The organism is Fretibacter rubidus, from assembly GCF_041429785.1.
Lineage (GTDB): Bacteria > Pseudomonadota > Alphaproteobacteria > Caulobacterales > Maricaulaceae > Fretibacter > Fretibacter rubidus.
Window position 1 is genome coordinate 3032740 of record NZ_CP163423.1, and the last position, 13165, is coordinate 3045904.

At 50.6% G+C, this 13165-nt stretch carries 12 protein-coding genes; 9 read left to right on the forward strand and 3 right to left on the reverse strand.

Annotation, left to right across the window (positions count from 1 at the left end; translation table 11 throughout):
- Nucleotides 1–9: 9 nt before the first annotated feature.
- Entirely contained in the window at nt 10–1779 is a 1770-nt protein-coding gene (locus tag AB6B37_RS14065; protein ID WP_371396465.1) for a carboxylesterase/lipase family protein, read from the forward strand.
- Here AB6B37_RS14065 and AB6B37_RS14070 read toward each other — a convergent pair.
- Complete coding sequence (locus tag AB6B37_RS14070) at nt 1721–2674, reverse strand: carbon-nitrogen hydrolase family protein (protein WP_371396466.1); 954 nt, start codon at nt 2672–2674, stop codon at nt 1721–1723. The two genes, AB6B37_RS14065 and AB6B37_RS14070, sit on opposite strands and share 59 nt — an antisense overlap.
- A 116-nt stretch (nt 2675–2790) precedes the next feature.
- Here AB6B37_RS14070 and AB6B37_RS14075 point away from each other — a divergent pair, with 116 nt between their 5' ends.
- The 6 genes from AB6B37_RS14075 to AB6B37_RS14100 all read left to right on the forward strand — a co-directional run bounded on the left by AB6B37_RS14075 (nt 2791) and on the right by AB6B37_RS14100 (nt 8288).
- A complete protein-coding gene (locus AB6B37_RS14075; protein WP_371396467.1) occupies nt 2791–4209 on the forward strand; it encodes a hypothetical protein in 1419 nt (472 codons plus the stop codon).
- Between the two features lie 154 nt (nt 4210–4363).
- Nucleotides 4364–4897 carry an inorganic diphosphatase gene (ppa, locus tag AB6B37_RS14080; RefSeq protein ID WP_371396468.1) on the forward strand — a complete coding sequence of 178 codons (534 nt, stop codon included), beginning with the start codon at nt 4364–4366 and terminating at the stop codon, nt 4895–4897.
- Between the two features lie 40 nt (nt 4898–4937).
- Nucleotides 4938–6143 carry a 23S rRNA (adenine(2503)-C(2))-methyltransferase RlmN gene (gene rlmN, locus AB6B37_RS14085; protein ID WP_371396469.1) on the forward strand — a complete coding sequence of 402 codons (1206 nt, stop codon included), beginning with the start codon at nt 4938–4940 and terminating at the stop codon, nt 6141–6143.
- 143 nt (nt 6144–6286) lie between these two features.
- Nucleotides 6287–6700: a DUF350 domain-containing protein gene (locus AB6B37_RS14090; protein WP_371396470.1), complete on the forward strand. Its 414-nt coding sequence runs from the start codon at nt 6287–6289 to the stop codon at nt 6698–6700.
- A 3-nt stretch (nt 6701–6703) separates the two neighbouring features.
- Nucleotides 6704–7501 carry a serine protease gene (locus AB6B37_RS14095; RefSeq protein ID WP_371396471.1) on the forward strand — a complete coding sequence of 266 codons (798 nt, stop codon included), beginning with the start codon at nt 6704–6706 and terminating at the stop codon, nt 7499–7501.
- A gap of 37 nt (nt 7502–7538) precedes the next feature.
- Nucleotides 7539–8288 carry an extensin family protein gene (locus AB6B37_RS14100; RefSeq protein ID WP_371396472.1) on the forward strand — a complete coding sequence of 250 codons (750 nt, stop codon included), beginning with the start codon at nt 7539–7541 and terminating at the stop codon, nt 8286–8288.
- On the opposite strand, the gene AB6B37_RS14105 is transcribed toward AB6B37_RS14100, so the two are convergent.
- Nucleotides 8285–9271 (reverse strand): cation diffusion facilitator family transporter, encoded by a 987-nt coding sequence (locus AB6B37_RS14105; RefSeq protein WP_371396473.1) that lies wholly within the window; start codon nt 9269–9271, stop codon nt 8285–8287. The genes AB6B37_RS14100 and AB6B37_RS14105 overlap by 4 nt on opposite strands.
- Nucleotides 9272–9421: 150 nt before the next feature.
- On the opposite strand from AB6B37_RS14105, the gene AB6B37_RS14110 reads away from it, so the two are divergent.
- Both AB6B37_RS14110 and AB6B37_RS14115 read left to right on the forward strand, forming a co-directional pair.
- The gene (locus AB6B37_RS14110) at nt 9422–10561 is read left to right on the forward strand and encodes a GNAT family N-acetyltransferase (protein WP_371396474.1); all 1140 of its coding nucleotides are present in this window, start codon (nt 9422–9424) and stop codon (nt 10559–10561) included.
- 73 nt (nt 10562–10634) lie between these two features.
- On the forward strand, nt 10635–11000 hold the full coding sequence (locus AB6B37_RS14115) for an MliC family protein (protein ID WP_371396475.1): 366 nt from the start codon (nt 10635–10637) through the stop codon (nt 10998–11000).
- A 57-nt stretch (nt 11001–11057) separates the two neighbouring features.
- Here AB6B37_RS14115 and AB6B37_RS14120 read toward each other — a convergent pair whose 3' ends face one another.
- Nucleotides 11058–13148 (reverse strand): M13 family metallopeptidase, encoded by a 2091-nt coding sequence (locus tag AB6B37_RS14120; protein WP_371396476.1) that lies wholly within the window; start codon nt 13146–13148, stop codon nt 11058–11060.
- Nucleotides 13149–13165: the final 17 nt, after the last annotated feature.

The window sequence follows — 13165 nt, forward strand, 5'->3', positions numbered from 1 at the left end:
GGGCGGTTGATGACAAAAAGATTCGTTTGGGCTCTATCGGCTGCACTCTTGCTTAGCGCCTGTGGGAGCGGTGAAAAAACAACACCGTCTGCCGTCATCAATACGCCGCAAGGCCCCGTGCAAGGGGTGGTGTCAGAAGCAGGTATTACCAACGTCAAAGGCATACCCTTTGCACAGCCCCCAGTTGGAGATTTACGCTGGCGACCACCTGTTGCGCCAACGGCTTGGGCCGAGACGCGCGACGCGACAGAATTCGCGCCCATGTGTATGCAAAAACAAGGCAGCGGCACAGGCGGTTTTTTAGACCGCATTGTCGACGGATCAGGATTATCAGCGATAAAACGCGCATTGGTCAAACGGGTTGCAGCCAGCCTGCCCGTCTCAGAAATTTCCGAAGACTGCCTGTATCTGAACATCCGCACACCTGCGGCTAGCCCCGAAGCCCCCCTGCCCGTTATGGTATGGATACATGGGGGCGGGCATCAATTCGGGTCGGGTGATTTTTCTTATTATCAATCCGATGTATTGCCCAGCCACGGCGTGGTCTTGGTCACACTTAATTACCGTCTTGGGGCGTTTGGATATCTGGCTCACCCCGCCCTTTCCGCTGATGACCCGCGCGGTGTGTCGGGCAATTACGGCACATTGGATCAAATTGCCGCCCTTGAGTGGGTAGAAGGTAACATTAGCGCTTACGGCGGCGACCCAGATAATGTCACGATTTTTGGCGAAAGTGCGGGCGCATGGTCTGTGACGGAGCTCATGGCAAGCCCGCTGGCCAAAGGCTTATTTGATAAAGCCATCGGTCAAAGCGGGGCGTCGACCTATCATATGGGGCAAATGAGCGGTGACGGCGTGGTATGGGTCAGCGGTTATGCCTCTGCGAAAAAGCTCGATAACGTCTTAGGTCTTGATAACCCGTCGGCAAGCGAGTTGCGCGCCCTGCCCGCTCAAACCATAATTGATGCGGTGACAGAGGAGATTACAGACGGCTTTCATCATAATCGCGACGGCGTTGTTTTTCCCGATAACGTCGGCATTGCGTTAAAGACGGGGCGTTACCACGCGGTTCCAACGCTATTGGGATATAACGCCGATGAAGGCAGTTTGTTTTACCCAACGGACCAAGAACCAACCGTCTGGATGGAAGGCTTTCCAAAGGACGGCAGCCGTGACGATATGATTGCGGCGCTATCGGAGCATTTCCCGACACAAGCCGAAACACTGGTTGATCTTTATAATTTGGACGGCGGCGAAGAGGCGCTGTTTCAGGGTGGTATGGATATGATGGGAGACGAGATTTTTGGCGTCAATGTGCGCTACGTGGCGCAAATATCAGAACGCAACGCGCAGCCTGCTTGGCTTTATACATTTAACCGAGTGCCGCCATCGGATAGTCAAACGATTGGGGCTTATCACGCGGCGGAACTGCCATTTGTCTTTGATAGTCACGAGCCGATTTTAGGGCTATCAGATGAAGATGAGGCACTGACCGCGGTTATGGTCGATTATTGGACAGATTTTGCCAAGACAGGCAATCCCAACGGCACAGCGCTCATAGACTGGCCGCAATATCAGGGTCAAAATTGGATGGCGTTTGAAGCCAATACGGGCGAGCAAACACGCCTAATTACTAACCACCGCAAAGAAAAATTAGACGCTCTATCCGAAGGGCTTTCAAAAAAGTTGACCGACTTACAGGACTGGCAGGCGACGAATGCTATTCGTCCTCAAAGCTCACAAGGCTCTGCCGTGTCCGGTTCACCACAAGCCGAGTAACATCGGGGCGCGAATAATGTCCGCTGGGATCGAAATTTTGACGCTCTCGCCGGACAAAGGCAGGGTCTAATTCTGCATATCGAATAGCTGTCTCGCCCACGAGTGGCGGCAGCACCCAAGACCCGTCTGGCGCAGCGATACAGGATCCACCATTAGCCGGCATATCGGATAATCCCGCCTTTATTTGCGCCGCATATGGCATATCATCGGGCACATCATCAGCCCTGAAAATAGCGGATACCCCCACGCAATAGCTGCGTCCTTCTTTTGCTAAAACGGGCATTAGATCATGAGTATTACGGTCATTGCCGGGCCAGCAGCTAATATGGAGATCTTCGCCTTGCGCATAAAGGGCCGCGCGAGAGAGTGGCATCCAGTTTTCCCAACAATTTAGCCCGCCCACAGTAAACGCACCCAATTTATGCGTGACCAGGCCCGCACCGTCACCGGGTGACCAAACGAGGCGTTCTTCATAAGTCGGCTGTAATTTGCGGTGACAAGACTGGATAACGCCGCCCGCATCAATGTAAATATAACTGCAATAAAGCGAATGGCCACTGCGATCAGAGGCACGCTCAATGACGCCCAAATAGCACGCCATGCTCGCCTGTTTAAGGGCGGTGCAGACATCATCTAAATCCCCGCGCTCTACCACAATGGCCTGATCAGAATAGAGCGCAAATAAATCTTTTTGACGCGGGTCATCAAAGGCTGCGCCGCCTGTCGCTTCCACCCAAAATGGGTAACCAGGCACAAAGCCTTCTGAAAAAACAATCAAATCGGCCTTGTTTCTGGCTGCGGTTTGGATTGTTTCAATAACTTTTTTCAGACCCAACTGCCTGTTCATCCAAGCGGGAGCAAGTTGCGGTAGGGCGATAGTCAATGTTTGGTTCATAGCTCTCTTTTAGGGCGGGAACTTCGTCTTAGGAAGGCTTTATTAACTGTGTTCGCTGACGGAATAGAAAGGAATAATCCCTATACGTTTTTATAAATCCAAAGCGTGGGGCTATCATGGCAAAGCTAAATTTACTGAAAACGACAATGCTTAACTATAAGCGTTCTGAGGATGGCAATTTCGCCACAATGGCGATTTTCGTCTCATCATTATTGATTATGGGTATTGGCATTGCTGTGGATACAGCGGGACTGACCAAACAAAGTCGCGGTCTTCAAGATAGCTTGGACGGTGCTGTATTAGCTGCGGCTTCATCAGGTGAAACAAACCCAACAAAGCTTAAAAAAATCGTCAAGCAAACGATTAAGCAAAACAACACCCATGGCTGGACAATGAAAACCAATGTGAGCGTTGTGAATGATGAAATTTCAGCAACAGCAAGCACAAAATATAGCCCAATGATTTTGGGCATGTTTGGTAAAAAAGATTTCAAAGTCGAAGTCAAATCTGCCGCGCCTATTGCCCAAGAAATGCCGCTTAATATCGCCATGGTTTTAGACAGGACCGGGTCTATGAGTGGATCTAATATGTCGGATTTGCAAGATTCAGCCAAAGCTTTGGTGCAAATCGTCAGAGATTTCAAAAATCCCAACAGCCGCATTTCCGTTGTTCCGTTTAGTAATTACGTTAATATTGGCATGTCTCGCCGCAATGCATCATGGATGAACGTCCCCGCAGACGGCACATCAGGGCCAGCACCCGCATGCTACGCGGAAACAACTTACAGCAATTCAGGATGCACGACCCATCAAGAAACACGGTATTCTGATGGCGTTCCGTATCAGGCCACTATAAGTACATGCAGCGGTGAAACATGGACGCCGACTGGAAACACAATTTGCCCACCTGCACCAACCATTACTTGGAACGGCTGCGCGGGATCACGTGACGCGCCAGATAATCTACTGGCCGATGCGGGAGCAGGAAACCGTATTGGCGGCGCGATGAATGAGTTTTGCGGAGAAGAAATACTCCCCCTTGAAACTGACCTTAGTGTTGTTGACACAAAAATTGACAGCCTGACCGCCTCGGGTAGCACATATATTCCATCAGGACTTATCTGGGGATGGCGCACATTAACGCCTAACGCCCCCTTTACAGAGGCGTCAAGCTCCTCTGCTGATGCGGTAAAGGCCGTGGTTTTGATGACGGATGGTGCCAACACAATGACCCAGACTGCTCGCTTTGGCGGAACGGAAAAAACATATCATTATCCATATGGCCCCTCAAATGTGACGGCCAATGATGAGGCGACAGATCGTATCATCGGGATTTGCGACAACATCAAAGCCGACGGTATTGCAGTCTACACAGTGGCCTATAAATTGCCTGGCGCATCTAAAAAGATTTACGATACCCTTGAGTCATGTGCCAGTAATCCAGCATCTGCCTTTAAAGCGAAAAACAAGAAACAGTTGAAAAAAGCTTTTGAGGATATTGGCCGGAATTTACAAACGGTCCGTTTATCGCGATAAGCAGAGTAAATTGGTTTTCAAAGGCTGCCAATCGGCAGCCTTTTTTATGATGTCATATCGATTGATTGCCCATGAAAAGGGGTTGATAACACCCTTGCTATCACGCTGCGAGAACGCTAAACGCGCGAAAAATAATGCTACGCTAGAGGCTCCTATGGATATGTCCAAAATCCCCGCTGGTGAGAACCCGCCGGAAGATGTTAATGTCATTATTGAAGTCCCCTTAGGGGGGGAGCCGATTAAATATGAAATGGACAAGGCCTCTGGCGCGATGTTCGTAGATCGTTTCCTTTATACCTCCATGCGCTATCCGTGTAATTACGGGTTTATTCCCCATACTTTGTCAGATGACGGTGACCCCACAGATGTCTTGGTGGTCGGGCAGCGTGCCCTTGTCCCGGGCGCTGTTATACGCGCGCGGCCCGTCGGCGTTTTAATGATGGAAGATGAAGCCGGCATAGACGAGAAGATTGTGGCTGTGCCGCATCAAAAGCTTACGCCTTATTATGACAAAATTCAAAACTACACAGATTTGCCGCAAGTCCTACAAGACCGCATCCCGCATTTCTTTGCCCATTACAAAGATTTGGAAAAAGAGAAATGGGTCAAGGTTCTTGGTTGGGACTCGCGCGAGAAGGCACATGAGCTTATACTATCGGGAATAAAGTCACATAACGCCGCTGCCTAAGCGCTCTATCGGGCGACTTTAATGCGTGATATGAGCTCCTATGCCAACGACGCTTTTACAGACAACAGACTTTACCGCAGGGGCCACACCAGCCCCACAGGATAGCCGCGTCAACATTTTGGGCTTTAGCAAAAAAGAGCTGCAAGACGCAATGGCTGACATTGGTGTTGAGCCAAAAAAGCAGCGCATGCGTGCCAGTCAAATTTTCCAATGGATGTATCATCACGGCGTGCGTGATTTTTCCGCCATGACCAATATCGCCAAACCCATGCAGGCCAAACTCGCGCAACATTTCAGCCTTGAGCGCCCCGAGATTATTGAGCGTCAAGTCAGTGTCGACGGAACCCGCAAATACCTTATTCGTATGGCCCCTGGCATAGAGGTTGAGAGTGTCTTTATTCCTGATGTATCAAAGACGGGAGCGCTTTGCGTCTCTTCTCAAGTCGGTTGCACGCTAACTTGTACGTTTTGTCACACAGGCACACAGCGCCTTGTGCGGAACCTCACAGCGCGCGAAATTATCCTACAAATTATCATTGCCCGCGATGATTTGGATGAATGGCCAACGCAGCAGGAAAACCGCAAGCTGACGAACATCGTCTTTATGGGCATGGGCGAACCACTTTATAATACAGAGCAGGTTTGCCAAGCCGTTGACATTATGTCCAATGAAACAGGCCTGTCCATTGGACGGCGGCGGGTGACCGTCTCCACATCGGGCGTTGTACCTGAAATCGCCCATGTCGGACGGCGCACCGGGGCGATGCTCGCCATATCGCTTCACGCAGCTAATGATGCTTTGCGCGAAAAAATCATGCCAATTAACCGCAAATATCCACTCGCGGAACTCATGCAGGCCTGCCGTGATTATCCGGGGCTGTCTAACGCGCGGCGCATTACGTTTGAATATGTAATGCTAAAAGGCATTAACGACAGCCCGAAACATGCGCGAGAATTAATTACTTTGCTGCAAGGCATTCCTGCCAAAGTGAACCTGATCCCGTTTAATCCGTGGCCTGGCAGTGAATATGAATGCTCTGATTGGGAAACGATTGAACGCTTCGGCGTTATTGTGAATAAATCAGGGCTCGCCGCGCCCATCCGCACCCCCCGTGGCCGTGATATCTTGGCCGCCTGCGGACAATTGAAATCCGAGTCTGAAAAGATGCGCGCCAGCGAAAGACGCGCTTTAGAAAAAGCCGCGCAAAGCGAGGCGATTACAGATGCATCCCCCCTCAAAGAATAAAGTGTAATGTTGATAATCTCACAGGGTATAGTTTGAAATAAAATCACGTCGCCGCATTATGGGCTTGATTTCAGACCATAATCATTTTTAACTAAATCGTTGGGTGTGGGGCCGACGGAAACGCTAATTATCCGGATAAATATATGGAACCCGCACTCAATAGCCTCGCCCAAGGTTTCCCTTGGCTGATTTTCTACCTTCTGGTTGTCACAGTCATCTACCTTGTTGGGATTGTGATTTACACATGGCTAACCCCGCATAAAGAGCTTAAGCTTGTCCAAGACGGCAATATGGCCGCCGCCGTTTCGTTTTCGGCGCTAGTCATTAGTTTGGCCCTGCCGTTAGCCGCCTGTCTAGTCAATAAAATAGGCCTGTTTGATGTTGCGCTATGGGGTACGGTCAGCCTGTTTTTGCAGTTATTTTTATTCCGTATGACGGACGCGCTGTTCCGCGGTATGCCCGAGCGCATCGAAGCCGGCGAAGTCCCTGCGGCCACTGTGTTAGCCGCCTTTAAAATCGCAGGGTCTATTATGTTGGCCGTTGCGATTGTGGGCTAGGCGATGCGCTTTCGTATTCCCGATTGGTCTATTTATTTCCTAATCGTGTTTTTAATCTATGTGAACGCATCACGTAGTGCCCCTGAATTTGACGCCTCGACCCCGCCGCCAGAGCTGGGGCCGATGCTACCAGGACAAAGCCCGCGTGACACAACTGTTCTTGTTGAAATGGACGCGCCAAGTTCGGGTATCGGCACAGCCTTTGCTGTGGATGATAAAGGGACATGGTTGACCGCACGCCACGTCATTGACGGCTGTGATAGTGTCGGTCTTAATTTGGGTGGCGGTAAAACACTGCGCGCGGATGCGGCGATTTCAAAAAACGCAGACATTGGTGTACTGCGGACAAAATGGAAACGTGACCCGCTTGCCAGTGACTTATACTCCCGCCGCCAAATCGGAGAGCACGCCTATCTTATGGGGTTCCCGCAAGGACGCCCTGGTGAGGTGATTGGCGAGCTTTTAGGGCGTCACAGACTGCTTGTGCGTGGACGCTACCAGACAGAAGAAGCAATTTTGGCCTGGACCGAAGTCGGGCGTACACGCGGCTTGCGCGGCTCTATCGGCGGTATGAGCGGTGGGCCTGTTTTGGATAATGACGGTGAAATCATTGGTATTGTTGCCGCGGAAAGCCCGCGCCGTGGCCGTGTTTACACTGTGGCTCCAATATCGCTACAAGGCATTATTCCAGAAGGTGTTAAGGCCACAGCCATCCCCATTACCAATGCGACTTACGGATTAGAAGCCGACCGTTACCGCCGTGACCGCCGTATTGCGCAGGTTATCTGCATCGTGAATTAACGCTGTGAATTGGGAGCGTATAAAAAGGCGCGCCAGATTGCGCCGCGCGAGTCGTAAACACGGCGCAAAACGTCATATAAAACGTTACGTCCCACTTTTTAAAATCCTAGTTTTTCTGTCTCTTATCGGCGGGATTGGCTGGGGTATTGATAAAGCGGTTCCGCATCAGCATCTGCCGTGGCGCGCATTGGATGCAGACCGTCCTGTTGGGCTAGCGACGAAAACACAGCTCTTTCGTGTGCAATTGTCGCCCAGCCAGACATGCGTTAATCTGGCCCTTGCCGCGCAAGATTTATCCTCCGTTCCGGCTGATCCAAAAAATGTCAAAGATAGCCCCTGCGGCTGGGGCGTTGCGCGCGTGCATTACGGGTCGGGCGCGGTGCCGCTATCACCTGGCGAGGCCACGATGCAATGCCCGCTTAGCCTGGGCAGTTATATCTGGAGCCGAGAAATTGACACTCACGCACAAAAATATCTCGGCGCTGATTTGTCAAAAATCGTCCATGCAGGAACCTATAGCTGTCGCCGACAACGCGGCAATGGGTCAGGCGCATGGTCTGAACATGCCTTTGCCAATGCCTTTGATGTCACGGGATTTATGTTATCAGACGGGCGCGTTATCTCCGTTCTGAAAGATTGGGACGGGGATAAAGACCGCCGCAAGTTCCTGCGGGCTGTCCGCGATTCCGCCTGTGATATTTTCCGCGTTACGCTCAGCCCGGATTTCAACGCTGCCCATAAAGATCATTTTCATGTCGATATGGGACCCAGTACGTCCTGCCGTTAAGGCGTTTCTAATATCGGTGCCTTCAGCGGATACATCACATCAATAGTCGCGTGATCAATACCGTAATCCTCAAACAATGCGGCCTTAATCTGAACGCTGACCTCCTCAATGCTCACGCCGCGCTTTATATAAGCTTGGAGACTGACCAGCGGGCGGTCAGCGTTAAGTGTCCAGATATGAAAGTTTTCAACCGAGATAAGCCCCGGGATGCAGTCCTCGAGCGTCTTTGTAATACGACGCCTGTCGAGGTCTTTGGGGGCGCCTTGCAATAGCACATGCGCACTTTCACGGATAAGCATCCATGCACTTTTTAAAATAAGCAGCGCAACCAAGACAGATAGAATTGGATCAATCGGCATCCAGCCTGTCGCCATTATCATCCCCGCAGCAACAATCGCCGCAACAGAGCCGAGCAAATCGCCCAGCACATGTAGCACGGCGCCGCGCATGTTTAAATTTTCATGGTGCCCTGCGTCGTTTTTATTGGGACGCGTTAAAATCCAAAATACCAGTAGGTTCACAACCAATCCCGCTATGGCCACATATAACATCGGGCCTGCTAGAACCTCTGACGGATCTTGAATGCGGTGGTATGCTTCAAACACAATCCAAATAGCCACGCCAACCAATGTCAGTCCGTTAAGAAACGCCGTAAGCGTTTGAAACCGCGCATAGCCAAAGGTATATTGCCACGTAGCTGGACGGCGGCTGATTGCAAAGCCAGCCCAAGCGAGGCTAAGCGCAGCAAAATCTGTCATCATATGACCCGCATCAGCCAAAAGCGCGAGCGAGCCAGAGATAAGCCCGCCAATAATTTCGACCACCATAAATATGCCCGTGATGACAGCCGCCAGGGCCAGTCGGCCTTGAGAACTGTTTTTCGTGTGGTCATGGCTATGGTCATGGTCGTGATCAAAGCCGGGTTGATGCAGCGTTGTCACCGTTTGCGAGACCTTGCTATCTGGTAAATGTGTGTCGTTCATACTGTATCATGGTCGAAAAAAGGGGCGGGCGTAAACAAAAATTATACGTCTTAGGCTGAAACAACTTTGGCTAAATAATAATAGACGCCTTAATTCGTCTATAACCAAATTTTGGTAGTCTAATCTCAACTTTGTGAATTTAGGCCTCCTATGCGTGCGATGACCGTTGACATAATTCGCCCTGACGCGCTGTCCGCCGTTGATATAGCGGCTTGGGAGCATATGCGCGCGCATAACCCTGCGCTCTATAGTCCTTATTTTCATGTCAATTACACCCAATATTTAGGGGCGTTACGTGATGATGCGCGTGTTATTATTGCGCGTGAAAAAGACCGCGCAGTGGCCTTTTTACCCATTCAAGGCAGCGGAAAATTTACGGCCCCCTTGGGCGCCCCGATGAGTGATTATCAGGGCTTTATATCAGCAGCACATACCGATTTGGATTTTGAAGATATCTTACGCCGTGCAGGCATTGGGGCCTTTCATTTTACAGCTATGGTGGATAATGATCTGGCGCGCCGTCATAGCCTCGCTGATGATCCTGTTGCGATGATCCATATGCCCGCTGGTGGACAATCGTGGCGCGACGCCCAAGACGGCAGTTACCGCCGCAGTCTTAAGTCTTTACGCCGCCGCATCCGTAATACCGAATCTGATCACGGTAAGCGCCGTTTTGTTTACCAATCAAATGACCGCGATGTATTTAACACCTTGATGCGCTGGAAACGCCGCAAGTTTGAAGAAACGGGTAAATATGATGTGCTCTGCGCGAAATGGACGCTGCCGTTATTAGAGACGCTCTGGACGGCTGGCTTAACCGATAAGGACGCGGCCCTGCGGTGTGATATGCATGCGCTTTATTTCGGTGACCGCTTAGCCGCCATTGATTTAGGGCTATCGGACGGTCCAACCTTTCATAGCTGGATTGTGGCCTATGACAGTGAGTTATCAAATCTGTCACCTGGTATACAATTGCTAGAGGGGGTTATCGATGCGGCGGATAATTTGGGATATTCGCGTATCGACCTCGGTGCGGGGATTGAGGGCTATAAACGCTACTATGCCACAGAAAATCTTAATGTGCATAGTGGTTTTATTGCCGTAAAAGGCCCCGCTGCGGCGCTATCCAATATTTACGGCGCGGCCGAGAAATTTGGCGAGAAAGCCATGGCTGATATTCCCGGAAAATTACGGCGGCGCTATACACAAATCGCAGCTTGTGAGGACACACTATCAGGACGAGCGAGAGCCATGATAGACGCCGTCAAAACAACAGGTCGCGCGGGATAGAAGGACGCAACTGCGTAAGAGCAAGCAACGCGCAGTAGAATATGATAGGGTTATCCAACACAAAGGATACGCCATGCGTCGTTTATTTATTACCGCCTGTTCAACAGTCTTAGCTTTCAGTACTGTATCATGCAGTCAAAATGCACAAAGTGACACTCAAGACGACCGTGTGACTGCCGCCCCAGTGTTTAACAAAACAGTGATTTACATATGCGGTAAGACCCAGGTGAAAGCCAATTTTTATGACGGCTTTGTCGATATTGGGGTGAACGGACAATCTTATAACTTGCCCCGCGTAGCTGCCGCGTCAGGCCAAAAATATGAACGCAAGGCTGATACAGATAGCGTCATATTTTGGAGCAAAGCGGACAGCGCAACAATGGTGATCAATGGCCAGGTCTATCCAAACTGCAAGGCCAAAGACAACGCTATACGCTAGCGGCCTTCCAACAGTTTGCGCAAAAAAGCCCCGCCGTGATTGGCGAGGCTTATAATTTTACCAGATTTTGACGCGGTTCTCTGGGGCAACATAAAGGGCGTCGCCGGGTTGTATATTAAACGCCTCATACCACGCATCAATATTGCGTACGATACCATTGGCACGAAACTCACCCGGGCTATGCGGGCCATTTTTAATTTGCGCGCGCATGGCTTCATCACGGAATTTAATGCGCCAGATTTGCGCGTAAGCGAGGAAGAAACGTTGATCCCCCGTCAAGCCGTCAATCACAGGAGCAGGCTTTCCACCGAGTGATTTTTGATAGGCTTTATAGGCCATTGTCACACCGGTTAAGTCACCGATGTTTTCACCCAAGGACAAACGTCCATTAAGGTTTTCACCGGGCAGCGGCTCGAACGCGTCATATTGCGCAACAAGCGCATCAGAGCGCTCTTTGAAGGCTGAGCCGTCTGATTCTGACCACCAATCACGTTGTTCGCCGTTACCGTCAGTTTTACGGCCTTGGTCATCAAAGCCGTGGCCCATCTCATGACCAATAACCGCGCCGATACCGCCGTAGTTCACAGCAGGGTCAGCGTTGGGGTCAAAGAACGGCGCTTGCAAAATCGCAGCTGGGAACACAATTTCGTTTAGTGACGGACGGTAATAGGCGTTAACCGTTTGCGGGTTCATGCCCCATTCGCCGCGATCAATCGGCCCGCCAAGTTTGGAAATATCTTCGTTCCACGACCATGCATTAGCTGATTTTACCGTGCCAATAAGGTCACTACGGTCCACTTTCAGAGCTGAGTAATCAGTCCATTCTTCGGGATAGCCAATTTTTGGGTTAAACTTCGCGAGCTTATCCAGCGCTTCGACCTTTGTCTCTTCGCCCATCCAGTCTAGGTTTTTCAGACCCTCTTCAAATGACGCGCGCAGGTTTTCAATCAATGCGTCCATCTGACGTTTGCTTTCTGGTGGGAAGTGTTTTTTGACGTAAACCTTGCCAACCATTTCGCCCATCGTGCCGTCAATTTGGCTGACCGCACGTTTCCAACGCTCCCGTTGTTCTGTTGTGCCGCTGAGCGCTTTGCCGTAAAAATCAAAGCGAGCATTATCAATGGATGCGGGCAGATAGGCCGACATACTGCCGAGGTAACCCGCCGTCATATAATCGCGGATTGTGTCCATATCCGTCTTGGCAAATGTCGCGGCCAAGCCTTGAATGGCGTCATTTTCACGAATAATAAATGTGTCCTGATCTGACAGATTTGACGCCGACAGCATAGACTCCCATGGGAAACCAGGGGCATAGGATTTAAGCTCATCTAGGCTCATTTTATTATAGGTCAAGCTACGGTCACGACGCTTCGTAGGTGTCCAATGCGACCCTGCCATTTCGGTTTCAAAGGCCATGACTTTTTTCGCACGGGCCTCAGGATTATCCAGACCAGCTTCGCGCAACATAGTTGTCAAATAGGTGACATAAGCGGCGCGAAGCTCAACCGATTTATCGTCGTCATCAAGATAATAATTCTTATTGGGCATACCGAGACCGGATTGCGTCATATAAAAAATGTAGTTTTCAATATCCTTCACATCGACATCAACCCATCCGCCGACGGGGGCACGAACGCTCATGGATGGGTCGCCCATCAAAGCCGCAGCATCTTCATGGGTGCTCACGGCACGGATGCGGGCAATGTCGGCTTTCACAGGCGTCAGGCCAGCGGCTTCAATTGCGTCGGTATCCATAAAGGCCGCGTAGAAATCACCGATTTTTTGTTCCTCTGACCCCATAGGGGCGTCTTTTGCGGCAGCCTCTTCAATAATAACTTTGACGCGGTCATCAGAGAGATCACGCAATTGCGTAAAGGCGCCATATCGTGATTTATCCGCTGGAATTTCCGTATTTTCCAACCATGCCCCATTGACGTATTTAAAGAAATTATCGCCGGGCTTCACAGACTCGTCGATATTGGACAACTCAACCCCAAAGGAGCCTAAAACAGGTTTTTGTGCAGGCGCGGCAATAGAGCCGTTAGTGTCAGAGTTTGGCTCTGTTACATTACAGCCCGCTAAGGCCAAGGTTAGGCCAAGAAGGCTTGGCGCAAAGACACGCGTCATAAGGGCGGATTTAAACGTCATACGGATACTCCATAGGG

Coding starts and splice junctions, on each gene's coding strand:
- rlmN (WP_371396469.1), top strand. CDS start 4,938: ATGCCAACGACGCTTTTACAGACAACAGACTTTACCGCAGGGGCCACA.
- AB6B37_RS14115 (WP_371396475.1), top strand. CDS start 10,635: ATGCGTCGTTTATTTATTACCGCCTGTTCAACAGTCTTAGCTTTCAGT.
- AB6B37_RS14110 (WP_371396474.1), top strand. CDS start 9,422: ATGCGTGCGATGACCGTTGACATAATTCGCCCTGACGCGCTGTCCGCC.
- AB6B37_RS14105 (WP_371396473.1), bottom strand. CDS start 9,271: ATGAACGACACACATTTACCAGATAGCAAGGTCTCGCAAACGGTGACA.
- AB6B37_RS14090 (WP_371396470.1), top strand. CDS start 6,287: ATGGAACCCGCACTCAATAGCCTCGCCCAAGGTTTCCCTTGGCTGATT.
- AB6B37_RS14095 (WP_371396471.1), top strand. CDS start 6,704: ATGCGCTTTCGTATTCCCGATTGGTCTATTTATTTCCTAATCGTGTTT.
- ppa (WP_371396468.1), top strand. CDS start 4,364: ATGGATATGTCCAAAATCCCCGCTGGTGAGAACCCGCCGGAAGATGTT.
- AB6B37_RS14120 (WP_371396476.1), bottom strand. CDS start 13,148: ATGACGTTTAAATCCGCCCTTATGACGCGTGTCTTTGCGCCAAGCCTT.
- AB6B37_RS14070 (WP_371396466.1), bottom strand. CDS start 2,674: ATGAACCAAACATTGACTATCGCCCTACCGCAACTTGCTCCCGCTTGG.
- AB6B37_RS14075 (WP_371396467.1), top strand. CDS start 2,791: ATGGCAAAGCTAAATTTACTGAAAACGACAATGCTTAACTATAAGCGT.
- AB6B37_RS14065 (WP_371396465.1), top strand. CDS start 10: ATGACAAAAAGATTCGTTTGGGCTCTATCGGCTGCACTCTTGCTTAGC.